The sequence below is a fragment of the Caballeronia choica genome (genome assembly GCF_001544535.1).
Classification (GTDB): domain Bacteria; phylum Pseudomonadota; class Gammaproteobacteria; order Burkholderiales; family Burkholderiaceae; genus Caballeronia; species Caballeronia choica.
The window spans coordinates 1-12,764 of record NZ_FCON02000184.1 but is presented as its reverse complement, the minus strand read 5'-3'; the positions used below and the strand labels follow the sequence as shown (position 1 = coordinate 12,764).

Genomic DNA, 12,764 nt, shown 5'->3' with positions numbered 1-12,764 from the left:
CGCTCACGACGACCAACTCGCAGCTCGCGGCGGCCGAAGGTCAGGTCGCGCTCGATCAGGTCAACCTGTTCCTCGCGCTCGGCGGCGGCTGGGAGACGCCGCCGGCGAGCGAACGCCCCGCCGTCGCCCGCAAATAATTTGTCAACGTTTGTGGATAGTCAGGCGTTGATAGAACGTCGTGTAAACGAAGTGAAATGAGTGATTGCGTGTCGCGACAGCGCCGCAGAGGACCGGTCTCCGTTCCGAATGTGTCGTATTGATGGCCCTACACCGCTAAATAAAAGGAGTTTCTGATGAAACAAACGAACAAGTTGGCAGTAGTTGGCATGTTGGCATTTGCACTCTCGGCCCCGGTTTTTGCACAAGGCGGCGGCTCGAACTCGGAAGGCGGCAAGCCCACAGGCCCGGATTCCGGCCTGGCGTCATCGGCCCCGCACGCGAAGCACAAGAAGGGCACGGGCGGCACGACGCTGCATCAAGAGGACAAGGCGGCGCACCTGAAGGGCGCGTCGGCGGCGAAGGCAGCCTCCTCGCTCGGCACCAACGACAAGGGTCAGCCGCAGTAAAGGCGTTCCCGCGCAAGAAAAAGCCCGGCCCGTCGAGCGAATCGAACGGCCGGGCTTTTTTTCGTCTGCGTCAGGCGGATCGGCGCAGGCGCTGGACCGTCATTGCGCGTCGGCTCCGATCGAGCCGCCCTTCCCCAAATATCAGATCGGCTGCGCGTCGGGTAGCGGATTGCCGAGGTCGTCGGTCGGCACCAGTTGCTTGTTGAACGCGGCGAAATACGCGGCCCACTCGGGCTCGCCGAGATCGACGAGCACGCAGCCGTCCTGCCAGATGTCGTTGTGATCGTTGGAGTCGTCGCCCGCGCGGTGGATGAAGCTGCCGGTCGAACCCTGGTTCATGTGCGTATCGTGGATGCCGTCGCCTTCGGCGTAGAAGCGGCCGAAGACGTAGACGTCGGCCTGGCTTTGCTGCGCCCGCACCAGGAGGCGCTTGAGCGACGCCGCGGGTTCGGGAAAGCCGCTGCCGTCCATCACGTCGCTGTTGCGCCAGTCGCCGGTCGCCGCGAGGATGTCGCTGCGCATGACATCGATCGCCGGCAGTGCGGCGGTGCCCGTCAGCGGATGAGAGCCGGCCGGCGTCTGCTTGAGCGTCTGAATGAGCGGGTGGCGGAAGTCGTATACGAGCTTGTACTTCAAAAGGTCGTCGTCGTCGTTCGTTCCGACGTTGACCGCGACATCCCAGTGCGCGCCGTTCACCCGCACGCCGAAGTGCTCGTGATACTGCGTTTCATGCTGCCGCCGCGTCGCCTTGAGCAGCGGCGGCGAAACGATCCTCGCTTTCACGAAGCCATAGGCAAGTGCCATGCGATGCTCCCTCGGTGCGCGCGAACGCGGCGAGCAAGCAGGATAGCGCGAATCTCGCGGGGGGTTTGGCCTGCGGCCGTCGTCCTCGGCCGTTCGTCAGGGAGACCCTTCCAGCGTGCACGACGACCTCGCGCCCGCCTGGTACACGCTCGGGCACATGCCGAACTGGCGCCGGAAGACGCGGGTGAAGTACGAGAGGTCGTTGAAGCCGACCGAGTACGCCACTTCCTTCACGAGCGCATCGGGATGCGCGAGGCGTTCGCACGCGCGCTCCATCCGGTAGCGCAGCAGATACTGGCCGAAACTCACGCCGTGTTCCTGCCGGAACGTGCGGCAAAACTGCGAGGGGCTCAACTGGCACAGCGCCGCGACGTGATCGAGCGCGATCCTGCCGTTGAAGTTTGCGCTTACGTAGGAGATGGCAGGCTGGGTCTTTTTCTGCCGGTCGCGCGGATCGAAGGCCGGGCGCGGTTCGATGCGTTCAGATGCGCTGAGCGTGGGTCGCGCAGGCCCCGTCTCGCCGCTGCGGGTGATCGATGCGAGCGCGAGGATGCTGCGGCACAGTTCGCGCAGCGGCACCGGCTTGATCAGCAGATCCCAGACGCGCAGACGCAGCGCCCACATCGCGACCGCCATCGAGTTGCGTCCCGCGATCACGAGGACGGGCAGCGCGGGATGCTCGCGGCGCACGCGGGTGAGCGCATCGACGCCCTGTGCGTTCGGCTCGTCGAACTCGAAGCAGACGAAGGCGGGCGCGCGGTCGCAGATCGCGGCTGCGACCCGGGCGGGCTCGCGGACCCGATGGATATCGAAGGCGCCGTCGAGCGATTCGGCAAGCGACGCATCCGCGTCCCCCGTGAGGTCTACCCATACGAAGCGATAGTAGGGAGACGCACTCGCTGGATCGAATGAATGTGACATCGATGGTGTCCTTTCCGTTTCGCCGGTGGGCGGGGTCCGGCGCGCTGGTTCGTGCGACGGAGGGGCTGCGTGGATGTATCTAATGTCGTACAGATACCCTGGTCGCAACACCCCGATTGCGCAGGGGTAGTGCCCCCGCTGGCGGGGGCATGTGGGGGAAGCGGCGACCTCGCTACGTTGCACGCCTCGCCCCCGTTGGTATGGCCACGAACGCCGAAGACGGAAGGCTCGTCATCACGCCCGCTCGGATTTGTTCCACAAACACTGAATCCGGCCGCATGACGGAAGTCGATGTGAAAACCTTGGCGGGGCTATGCAGCGTGCGCTACTTCAATATCGATCCGCTGAAAAGATCGCCCCCCGAGACGGATGTCCGAGGGGCGATAGCGGCGGCATCAGGTTGCTTGACCGCTTTCTTCGCAGCGACAGCCTTTCCACTTGTGGCTTTACCCTTCGCCGACTTCGATAAAGAAATGCTAAGCAAAGCCAACGACCACTCCGCTTGAAGCAGGTCCAAGGCAAGCGTCATCGGATGCAAAAGAATGCCGGGATTCATCGAACGCCTACTCGACGTCCGCATTGCATCCGTCCGTTATGCAAACCCGTATATGCCTCCACGCAGCGCAATCCAGTGCTGCCTTCAGAGGAGAGTGTCATGAGAAAGTGGATGATCGGCGCATGCGCGGCCGCGCTGACGATCGCGGCACCGGGTGTGTTCGCGGCGGCAGCCGATACCGTGACGGTCGGCGGACAGGCGATGTACCCGGGCAAGGACATCGTCGATAACGCAATGAATTCGCAGGACCATACGACGCTCGTCGCGGCGGTCAAGGCGGCGGGACTCGTCGATACCTTGAAGGGCGCCGGACCTTTCACCGTCTTCGCGCCGACTAACGAGGCCTTCGCCGCCCTGCCCGCAGGCACGGTCGAATCGCTCGTCAAGCCGGAGAACAAGCCGGCGCTCACCAGCATCCTGACGTACCACGTGGTCGCGGGGCGCTACGACTTTCGCAAGCTCGATGCAGCCATCCGGGAAGGCGGCGGCAAGGCGGAACTGAAAACCGTCAATGGCGAGACACTTTCGTTCGCCGAAAATGGCCCACGCAATATCGTCGTGACCGATCGTCTCGGCCACACCGCCGACATCTCCACCTACGACGTCTATCAGAGCAATGGCGTCATCATGGTCGTCGACCGGGTGCTGATGCCCAAGTGACGCCCGACGGCGCTTGCTCCGCCATCCGGCCCGAATCCGGAAACAACCGCCGCCGCGATTTCGGGAAGCGGCGCGGCGCTGGTCTCATTTGGGCGCTATTATTTCCGCTGAGAACGAATTCGACGCGAGGCGCCCGGATGGTCCGGGGCCGGTCGGCAGACAACAAAGCGCGGTCATGGAAAGCACACTTACGGCAGAGGCAAGCGTCTCGTCAGACGGAAAAATGGTCGTTTTCATGGCGGTAGCGCACGGGCAGACGGTGCAGTGCGCGATTACCCGGGATGCGCTGGAGGAACACTTCTGGACGCCCATCGGTGCCGCTGACGCTCGGTTATTGAAGGCCTATATGGATGGGCGGAAGCGGATTGCTGCAGCCGTCGAGCGGAAGATGTTGCGGGATAGGCGGGCGCCGATTGTGTTACATGCCAGTGATTTTACGCATTAGGGGTTTCGCTGGCGCTTGGTTTGGGGTTGAGGTTGTTGTTTACGCCGTTTGATGCGCCCAGGCTTCTGGGGAACTTGTGTTTTTTGTGGTTTATTTGCTCTGCCCCTGTCCGGGGCGGGACTCACTTTCTTTGCTGCTGCAAAGAAAGTAAGCAAAGAAAGCAGCTTTTCAACGCCAATCCTTGCCATGCGCCGCTAGCCCGCTCCCTCTGAGTGGTCCAACCGGGGGAGTGTCGTTAGCGGGGTTTCATCGTTGTTGGCATGTAGACGAGGCGCGCACGTCGCACCGCCATACGAAGTGGACCAGCAATCATTCATCCGGCCTCGCGCTACGCGCTTGGACGTGGGGTGATTTGGTAGCACTAGGCCCACGACGCGCCACTGACTTGCACCGCAGTTACGACTTCAGTATTCGAACATTCAACTGACAATAAAAAACGGGCGTTCGTTCACGCCCGTTTTTTAGTTCATGCGGCGCCCCGCCCGCGCTCACACCTTGCCCTTCCACGGCACGAGCACGCGTTCCACATATCGCATCAGCACGTCGAAGCAGAGCGCGAAGAATCCAATCACGATGATCCCCATGATCACCACGTCGCTCGCGAGGAATTCCGCCGCGTTGAGCACCATGAAACCGAGGCCGCTCGTCGATGCCACCATTTCCGCCGCGACAAGCGTCGTCCAGCCGACGCCAATGCCGATCCGCATGCCCGTGAAAATCTCCGGTAACGCCGACTTCATGATCACGTACAACACGACCTGCGTGCGCGATGCGCCCATCGAGTACGCGGCATGGATCTGCTCGATCGACACCGAGCGCACGCCCGCCCGCGCCGCGATCGCCAGTGGCGCGAAAATCGCGAGGTAGATCAGCAGCACCTTGGAAAACTCGCCAATGCCGAACCAGATGATGATGAGCGGCAGGTAAGCCAGCGGCGGCAGCGGCCGATAGAACTCGATCGGCGGATCGAACACGCCGCGCGCAATCCGCGAGACGCCCATCATCACGCCGACGGGAATCGCCGTGAGACAGGCGAGCGCGAACGCGCCGAACACGCGCAACAGGCTGATGCCCGTGTGCTGGGCAAGCGTCGAGTTGGCGAAGCCGTCGGTGGCGACGACCAGGAACTTCGCATACACCGCCTGCGGCGACGGCAGGAACAGCGGCTTGATCAGGTGCAGGTTCGTGACCGCGAACCAGATGCCGACGAACGCGACGATCGTGACCAGGCTCGTCACCATGCTGCTGCCGTGGCCGGGCACGCCGAACGCGTCGCCGGGCTTGACGGGCTTTTTCGCCAGCACGCGGGAGCGCCGGCGCGGCGTGCGCGGCGGCTCGGCGGACGTGTCGGAGGACGCCGCCGCGCGGCCGTGAAAGAGCGCGTGAATCGCTTTGGAACTAGACATGCGACACCTCTTGTTGTGCGCCGTGCGATTTCTCATCGCCGTAGATGATGCCGAGGATGCGCTCTCGCATCTCGATGAAATCGGGACTCGACTTGATGGCACGCGCATCGCGCGTTTCGAGGAAGCGGCGGTTGAAATCGAGTTCGTACGTGTGCGTGATGCGCCCGGGGCGCGGCGACATCACGATCAGCCGGCTCGCCAGAAAAAGCGCCTCCTCGACGCTATGCGTGATGAAGAAAAACATCTTGTTCGTCTTCTTCCACACGTCGAGCAGCAGTTCCTGGATGGTCTCGCGCGTGAGGGCGTCAAGCGCGGCCATCGGTTCGTCCATCAGCAGCATCGCCGGATCGCAGGTCAGTGCGCGGGCGATGCCCACGCGCTGCTGCATCCCGCCCGACAGTTGATAGATCATGTGCTTGTGGAAGTCCTGCAAGCCGACGAGCGCGAGATTGCGCACCGCGATCTCATGCCGCTTCGCCTTCGCCACGCCTTGCAGCTTCAGGCCGAATTCGGCGTTGTCGATCACGTTGAGCCACGGCAGCAGTGCGTGCTTCTGGAACACGACGCCGCGATCCGCGCCCGGTCCCGCGATCGGTTCGCCGCCGAGCAACAGTTCCCCGCTCGTCGGCGCGATGAAGCCCGCCATCAGCGAGAGCAGCGTGGTCTTGCCGCAACCCGAGGCGCCGAGCGCGACGACGAAGTCGCCCGAATCGATCGTCAGGTTGATGTTGTCGAGCGCGTGGACCCGTTCGCCTGCGCTGCGCCCGGGAAACACGACGCTGACGTTTTTCACCTTCATGCTTTCCATGGATTCCCCCTGGACATCACTTGAGCTTCATGGCGGCGTCCGCGTACGCGGGCGTCACGAACTTCGAATAATCGGGCGCGACTGCGCTGATGCGCTTCTGCTCCTTCAGGAACTCGGAGGTGTCCTTGAGCGCCTGCGCGGCGCGGCCCGATGCGCCGCCGCCAAGCCATTGCGACGACGCCTGGTCGGCGAGCGTCGGATACGCGTAGAGCGAGAGCGATTCCGGCACGTCGGCGGGCGTGCCGCCGATCATCTTCGCGATCGCCGCGGCCTGCGGCGATGTAGCGCTCCATTGCGCGGGGTTTTGGCGGTATTGCTGGTCGGCGTCGGAAATCGCCTTCACGAGTTTCGCCATGAACTCCTTGTGATCCTCGCCCCACTTGCGATCGACTGCAATACCATCGAACGTCGGCTTGCCGAGCTTCGACAAATCGCCCGACGTGACCAGCACGTGGCCGCTCTTCTTCAGTTCGGCGAGCGCCGGATTCCAGACGTAGGCGGCGTCGATGTCGCCGCGCTCCCAGGCCGCGACGATCTGGTTCGGCTGCATGTTGAGGATCTTCACGTCCGACGGATTGATGCCCCAGTGCTGGAGCGCGAACATCGTGTGATAGTGGGTGGTGGAGACGAACGGCACGCCGATGGTCTTGCCCTTCAGGTCGGCCGGCTTCGTCACGTTGGAGGCGTTGCGCACGACCATCGCCTCGGCCTGGTTGATGTTGTCGAGGATCCAGAAAAGCTGCAGGTCGAGCCCCTGGCTCACCGCCGCGGCCAGTGGGCTCGAACCGATCACGCCGACTTTCACGTCGCCGGAAGCCATCGCGGTGGCGACTTTCGCGCCCGACTCGAACTGGCGCCAGTTGATCTTGTAGCCGGTCGCCTTCTCGATCGAACCGTTGGCGATCGCGACGACCCACGGATCGACGATCTGCTGGTACGCGATGGTGACTTCCTTGTCTTCGGCGTGCGCGGGCTGGATCATGACCGCGACGAGCGCCGCGCATGAGACGATGATGCGCTGCACCGAACTGAGTAGCCGCAGTGGCATTCTTGAAGGCTTGAGGTCTTGCATTTTCGGGTCTCCTGGGCGTGCTTCCGGTGGTGGACACGCGGTCTTCTCGGGACCGGCCGGGCTTGTCCCGATCGCCGATGCAGTGTCGATTCGAGTATCGTCAATTAAAAATCAGGCGAGTTAGTACCAGACGCCGACGATCGTTGAGTCCACATTTGCGGGTCTCGTGCACCGGCGTTGCGCATCGCAGCACCGCTCATCAACCGTAGCAAACCAAAAGGAGGAAGCATGGCGAGCCGGATGTCGTCGGCAATGTGGACACAGCGGTTCCAGCGCCCGGGGGAGTCGAACATCAGCCTTCAGGGCCAGATTCGGCAGATGCTGGTCGCCGCGATTCTCGACGGCCAGATTCCCGCCGACACCGCATTGCCGTCGAGTCGCGAACTGGCCGACCAGTTGAGCGTCGCCCGCAATACCGTGGTGCTCGCGTACCAGCAGCTCGTGGAAGAGGGCTACCTGATCTCGCGCGAACGCAGCGGCCACTTCGTCAACCCCGCGATGCTCGAAGGCCAGCACGGCTTCATGGCGACCCAGACCGTGCCGCAAAGCGCCTCGGACGAGGCGCTCGCGCGCCCCGACTGGGGCAGGCGGATGGCGCGCTCGCCGTCCGCGCAGCGCAACATCGTGAAGCCCGCCAACTGGCAGAAATACGAGTTTCCGTTCAGTTACGGCCAGTTCGATCAGGCGCTCTTTCCGACGAGCGACTGGCGCGAGTGCTGCATGAAGGCGCTCTCGGTGATGGAAATCCGCAACTGGGCGCCGGACCTGATCGAACGCGACGACGACACGCTCGTCCAGCAAATCCGCACGCGCGTGCTGCCGCGCCGCGGCGTGTTCGCGATGCCCGACGAGATCGTCATCACGATCGGCGCGCAGCAGGCGCTGTATCTGATCGCGGACCTGCTCGCGAACGAGCGCACCACCATCGGCTTCGAGAACCCCGGCTATCCGGACGCGCGCAACATCTTCGAGAACCGCGATGCGCCGCTCCTGCCGCTGCCGGTCGATGGCGGCGGCGTACGGCCGCTGGAAGACCGCGCGCTGCTCGCGCAATGCGACTACGTGTACGTCACGCCGAGCCACCAGTGCCCGACCACCGCGACGATGCCGCTCGAACGCCGGCATGCGCTACTGCAAATGGCGCAGGCGCACGATTTTGTCGTGATCGAGGACGACTACGAGAGCGAGAACAACTTCTCCGGCGCGCCGCATCCGGCGTTGAAGAGCCTAGACACGGCGGATCGCGTGATCTATGTCGGGAGCCTGTCGAAGAGCTTCGCGCCAGGGCTGCGGCTCGGCTATGTGGTGGCGCCGCGCGAACTGATCCGCGAGCTGCGCGCGCTGCGGCGGCTGATGGTGCGCCATCCGGCGGCGTATATCCAGCGCGCGTTCGCCACGTTTCTCTCGCTCGGCCATCACGACGCGCTGTTGCGGCGCCTCGCCTACGCCTACAAGGAGCGCGCCGAGGCGCTGATGACCGCGCTCGACACGCATCTGCCCGAAGCGCGCCACGTCCCGATCACCGGCGGCGCCTCATGCTGGGTGGAGGGCCCGCCGTGGCTCGACGCGACCCGTCTTGCCGCCGACGCGGAAACGCGCGGCATCCTGATCGAACTCGGCGACGTGTTCTTCATGGCCGGACTGGAGCAGCGCAATTGCTTCCGGATGGGCTTCTCGTCGATCAAGCTGGAAAAGATCGATGCCGGCGTGCGCGCGCTCGCCGAACTCGTGCGGGCGCAACGCCCGGACGCCTGAACGCCCGGCCCGTCGGGCGGGCCAGAGCCAGGCCCGGCCTGCTGGCCCAAGCGAATCCCGGCATCTGGAACTACCGTCGGACCTGAGCGCTGTTTAACGTGTCGATGACGATAACCGCACATGTCGAAAAACGTGCGGCTCACCCATCATCAGACAGGAGACAGCATGACCGACACGCTCACGAACGCGCCCGCCGTCACGGCGGCCACGCTCGCCGCCTTTTCCGACGCATTCAACCGCCACGACGCCGACGCGCTGATGGGCTTCATGACCGACGACTGCGTCTTCGACGCGGCCGGCGGCAATGAAGTCCACGGCACGCGCTTTACCGGCCGCGCGGCGGTCAAGGCGGCCTTCGAAGCGGTATTCAAGACCTTCCCCGATGCGCACTGGGGCCACGGCCGGCATTACGTCGCGGGTGAGCGCGGCGTGTCGGAATGGGTATTCACCGGCACGCATGCCGAAGGCTGGCGCATCGAGGCTGAAGGTTGCGACCTGTTCGAATTCCGCGACGGCCTGATCGCGGTGAAGCGCGCGTTCCGCAAGGAACGTCCGAAGCAAACCGCCTGATCTCGAGGAGACTCGCATGAAAAACGGTGCGATCCACCTGGATGCGACGGGTCCGTTCGCTCGCGAAGCGGGCGTCGACACGCGCTACGACCCGACTTACGATCCGCTCGTGTCACCCGGCCCCGGTCAGGGCAAGCAATACGCGCCGACCTACTGGGCCGCGACGGCCGGCGCCGCGCCGCCCGACGACGGCCCGGTCACGCAGGACATCGACGTCGATGTCGCGATCATCGGCGGCGGCTATACCGGACTCGCGGCGGCGCTGTTTCTCGCGCGCGAGCATGGCATCAAGGCCGTCGTGCTGGAAGCGAACAAGGTGAGCTGGGGCTGCACGAGCCGCAACGGCGGACAAGGGCAGAACGCGTCGGGACGGCTCTCGCGCTCGCAGTGGATCGAGCGCTGGGGCAAGGATGTCGCGCTCAAGATGCATCACGAGATCTACGAGGGCTTCAATACTTTCAAATCTCTCGTCGCGCAGATCGATTGCGATCCGCAACCGGGCGGCCATTTCCTGATCGCGCACCGGCCGCGGATCATGCAGGGGCTCGCCGCCGAGTCCAAGGTATGGAAGGACGTGTTCGGCTACCCGTCCGAACTGCTCGGCGCCGACGCGTTCCGCCGCGAATTCGTCAACGATTCCGAATCGGCCGGCGCGCTGCACGAACCCGAGGGCATCGGCGTGCATCCGCTGAAGCTCGCGTATGGCTATCTGCGTCTGGCCCGCCAGCATGGCGCGAAGGTGCATCCCGGCAGTCCTGTGATCGGCTGGGAGACGATCAACGGCGTGCATCATCTGCGCACGCCGGGCGGCACCGTGCGTGCGCGCGCGGTCGGCATCGCGACGGGCGCCTATACGGCGCCGGGGCTGCACCGGTCGCTGACGAGCAAGATCATGCCGATCCTGTCCAACTCGATGGTGACGCGTCCGCTCACGCCAGCCGAGCTGGAAGCGTGCAACTTCCGCACGACGCAGGTGCTCACCGACACGCGCACGCTGCGCTTTTACTACCGTCTCCTGCCGGACAACCGCCTGCAGATCGGCAGCCGCAGCGCAATCACCGGCGCCGATGCACCGAACCCACGCCACTTCGAGTTGCTGAAGAACGGGCTGCATCGGAAGTTTCCGGCGCTGCGCGGCATCCAGATCGATTATTCGTGGTGGGGCTGGGTCGACGTGAGCCACGACATGATGCCGCGCGTGTTCCAGCCCGATCCGAAGGAGACGGTGTACTACGCGCTCGGCTACGGCGGCAACGGCGTATCGTATTCATCACAGGCCGGACGGCGGCTTGCCGAGCGCATCGCCGGCAAGGGCGCGCAGCAGACGCTGCCGATCTTCACCTCGCCGCTGCCGGGCCACATGTTCGCGCCGTTCCGGCGCCTCGGACAGCGGATGCTTTACCACTGGTATTACCTGCGCGACGAAAAGCCATAAGCGCGCAGCCAGTTTCATCTCCCACATAAAAACCAGGCGGGGTGCGGGCGCGGTGTCGTTGACCGGCGCCCGGGCACCCACGCGCGCTCATGGACGGTACCCGCGCACGACTTGCGCGGGACGCCGGCCGAACAGGATATGGAGGCGACACATGCAGCAACCCGTCAACGGAAGCGAATTGAAGTGCGGTTTGAAACAGCGGCACATGACGATGATCGCGCTGGGCGGCGTGATCGGGGCAGGACTCTTTGTCGGCAGCGGCGTGGTGATACGGCAGGCGGGACCGGCCGCGATCATCTCGTTCCTGCTGACGGGCGGGCTCGTCGTGCTCGTCATGCGGATGCTGGGCGAGATGGCATCGGCGATGCCCGCGGTCGGCTCGTTCTATGAATACGCGCGGCTCGCGTTTGGCGAGCGGCGCAAGTCGGGCGAGCTTGCCGGGTTTCTCACCGGCTGGATGTACTGGTACTTCTGGGTGATCGTCGTCGCGGTGGAGACCGTCGCGGGCGCGCATCTCGTGCAGTTCTGGCTGCCGGAGGTGCCCGCTTGGATTATCGGCCTCGTGCTGCTCGTCACGCTTACGCTGACCAATCTTGTCTCGGTCGGAAGCTACGGCGAGTTCGAGTTCTGGTTTGCATCGGTGAAGGTGGCGGCGATCATGGTGTTTCTCTTCGTCGGCACGCTGTTCGTGTTCGGCATGTGGCCGAGCGTCGACCATGCGGCGCTGCCGATTGCATCGATCGCGGCGCACGGCGGATTCATGCCGAACGGCATCGGGCCGGTGCTGTCCGGCGCGGTGGCGGCGACGGGCTTCTACTTCGGCGCGGAGATCGTGACGATCGCGGCCGCCGAGGCGCACGAGCCGGAGCGCGCGGTCGCGAAGGCGACCAATTCGGTGATCACGCGGGTGCTGGTTTTCTATGCGGGATCGATTCTGCTGGTCGTCGCGATCGTGCCGTGGAATTCGCCGGGGATGGCGACGCCGTATGTCAGCGCGCTCGAAGCCATGCGGATTCCGGCGGCGGCGCATCTGATGAACGCGATCATTTTGACGGCGGTGTTGTCGGCGCTGAACTCGGGGCTTTATGCGGCTTCGCGGATGATGTTTGCGCTGACGCGTCGTGGGGATGCGCCGCGTGCGCTGGCGAAGGTCAACAAGCGCGGTGTGCCGGTGCGCGCGATCCTGATCGGGACGTTGTTTGGTTATGTATCGGTGGTGATGTCGTATGTTTCGCCGGATACGGTGTTTGCCTTCCTCGTCAATTCCTATGGGACGGTGGCGATCTTTGTTTATCTGCTGATCGCCATGTCGCAGTTGAAGTTGCGTGCGCGGCTCGAACGCGATGCGCCGGGGAAGCTGCGCGTGAAGATGTGGTGTTTTCCTTACCTGACCTGGGTGGCTATCGCGGGGATGGTCTGCATCATTGTTGCGATGGCGTTTATTCCGGATCAGAGGAAGCCGTTGTGGTTCGGGGTTGCGAGTCTTGCGGTGCTGCTGGTCGTGTTCTGGCAGCGGAACCGCTGGCGCAAGGGGGACGGTGAGGTTGAGTTCGAGGCGCAGGCCGTGAGGCGCTGAGCGGAGGATGAGCGCTGGCGCTTGGGGTTTGATGTTGCTGGCGCTTGGGGTTTGGTGTCGCTGGCGCTCGGGGGTGTGGTGCTTACGCCGTTTGATGTTGAGGCGCTTCCATGGAACTTGTTTTGTTTTTGGTTTATTTGCTCTGCCCCTGTCCGGGGCGGGACTCACTTTCTTTGCTGCTGCAAAGAAA

14 protein-coding genes are annotated in these 12,764 nt (G+C 64.1%); 9 read left to right on the top strand and 5 right to left on the bottom strand.

Going from position 1 to position 12,764, the window contains the following annotated elements; translation table 11 throughout:
• The first annotated feature begins 293 nt into the window (after positions 1-293).
• Complete coding sequence (locus AWB68_RS38485) at positions 294-566, top strand: hypothetical protein (RefSeq protein ID WP_087649449.1); 273 nt, start codon at positions 294-296, stop codon at positions 564-566.
• A gap of 141 nt (positions 567-707) precedes the next feature.
• Here the strand turns inward: AWB68_RS38485 and AWB68_RS38480 are convergent, their stop codons facing one another.
• Complete coding sequence (locus tag AWB68_RS38480) at positions 708-1,370, bottom strand: DUF2278 family protein (protein WP_087649448.1); 663 nt, start codon at positions 1,368-1,370, stop codon at positions 708-710.
• 96 nt (positions 1,371-1,466) lie between these two features.
• Positions 1,467-2,291 carry a helix-turn-helix transcriptional regulator gene (locus tag AWB68_RS38475; protein ID WP_087649447.1) on the bottom strand — a complete coding sequence of 275 codons (825 nt, stop codon included), beginning with the start codon at positions 2,289-2,291 and terminating at the stop codon, positions 1,467-1,469.
• Positions 2,292-2,569: 278 nt separating this feature from the next.
• On the opposite strand from AWB68_RS38475, the gene AWB68_RS38470 reads away from it, so the two are divergent.
• The 3 genes from AWB68_RS38470 (at position 2,570) to AWB68_RS38460 (ending at position 3,952) form a co-directional block, all read left to right on the top strand.
• A complete protein-coding gene (locus AWB68_RS38470) occupies positions 2,570-2,797 on the top strand; it encodes a hypothetical protein (protein ID WP_087649446.1) in 228 nt (75 codons plus the stop codon).
• Between the two features lie 149 nt (positions 2,798-2,946).
• Positions 2,947-3,507 carry a fasciclin domain-containing protein gene (locus AWB68_RS38465; protein WP_087649445.1) on the top strand — a complete coding sequence of 187 codons (561 nt, stop codon included), beginning with the start codon at positions 2,947-2,949 and terminating at the stop codon, positions 3,505-3,507.
• 175 nt (positions 3,508-3,682) lie between these two features.
• Positions 3,683-3,952 (top strand): DUF1488 family protein, encoded by a 270-nt coding sequence (locus tag AWB68_RS38460; RefSeq protein ID WP_087649450.1) that lies wholly within the window; start codon positions 3,683-3,685, stop codon positions 3,950-3,952.
• Between the two features lie 488 nt (positions 3,953-4,440).
• Here AWB68_RS38460 and AWB68_RS38455 read toward each other — a convergent pair whose 3' ends face one another.
• From AWB68_RS38455 to tauA, 3 genes are read right to left on the bottom strand one after another with little or no spacing between them, the layout of a single operon-like run.
• Positions 4,441-5,358, bottom strand: coding sequence for an ABC transporter permease subunit (locus AWB68_RS38455; protein ID WP_087649444.1), 918 nt, complete (start codon positions 5,356-5,358; stop codon positions 4,441-4,443).
• A complete protein-coding gene (locus tag AWB68_RS38450) occupies positions 5,351-6,166 on the bottom strand; it encodes a taurine ABC transporter ATP-binding protein (protein ID WP_087649443.1) in 816 nt (271 codons plus the stop codon). The genes AWB68_RS38455 and AWB68_RS38450 overlap by 8 nt, the downstream gene beginning before the upstream one ends.
• Positions 6,167-6,182: 16 nt before the next feature.
• Entirely contained in the window at positions 6,183-7,208 is a 1,026-nt protein-coding gene (gene tauA / locus AWB68_RS38445) for a taurine ABC transporter substrate-binding protein (protein ID WP_374729650.1), read from the bottom strand.
• 258 nt (positions 7,209-7,466) lie between these two features.
• On the opposite strand from tauA, the gene pdxR reads away from it, so the two are divergent.
• The 5 genes from pdxR to AWB68_RS50100 all read left to right on the top strand — a co-directional run.
• A complete protein-coding gene (gene pdxR / locus AWB68_RS38440; RefSeq protein WP_087649441.1) occupies positions 7,467-8,993 on the top strand; it encodes a MocR-like pyridoxine biosynthesis transcription factor PdxR in 1,527 nt (508 codons plus the stop codon).
• A gap of 165 nt (positions 8,994-9,158) precedes the next feature.
• Positions 9,159-9,563, top strand: coding sequence for a nuclear transport factor 2 family protein (locus AWB68_RS38435; RefSeq protein WP_087649440.1), 405 nt, complete (start codon positions 9,159-9,161; stop codon positions 9,561-9,563).
• Positions 9,564-9,579: 16 nt separating this feature from the next.
• Positions 9,580-10,998 carry an NAD(P)/FAD-dependent oxidoreductase gene (locus tag AWB68_RS38430; RefSeq protein WP_087649439.1) on the top strand — a complete coding sequence of 473 codons (1,419 nt, stop codon included), beginning with the start codon at positions 9,580-9,582 and terminating at the stop codon, positions 10,996-10,998.
• A gap of 151 nt (positions 10,999-11,149) precedes the next feature.
• Complete coding sequence (locus AWB68_RS38425; RefSeq protein WP_087649438.1) at positions 11,150-12,574, top strand: amino acid permease; 1,425 nt, start codon at positions 11,150-11,152, stop codon at positions 12,572-12,574.
• Between the two features lie 7 nt (positions 12,575-12,581).
• On the top strand, positions 12,582-12,764 hold a 183-nt coding region (locus AWB68_RS50100; RefSeq protein WP_235028737.1), incomplete at its 3' end, for a hypothetical protein.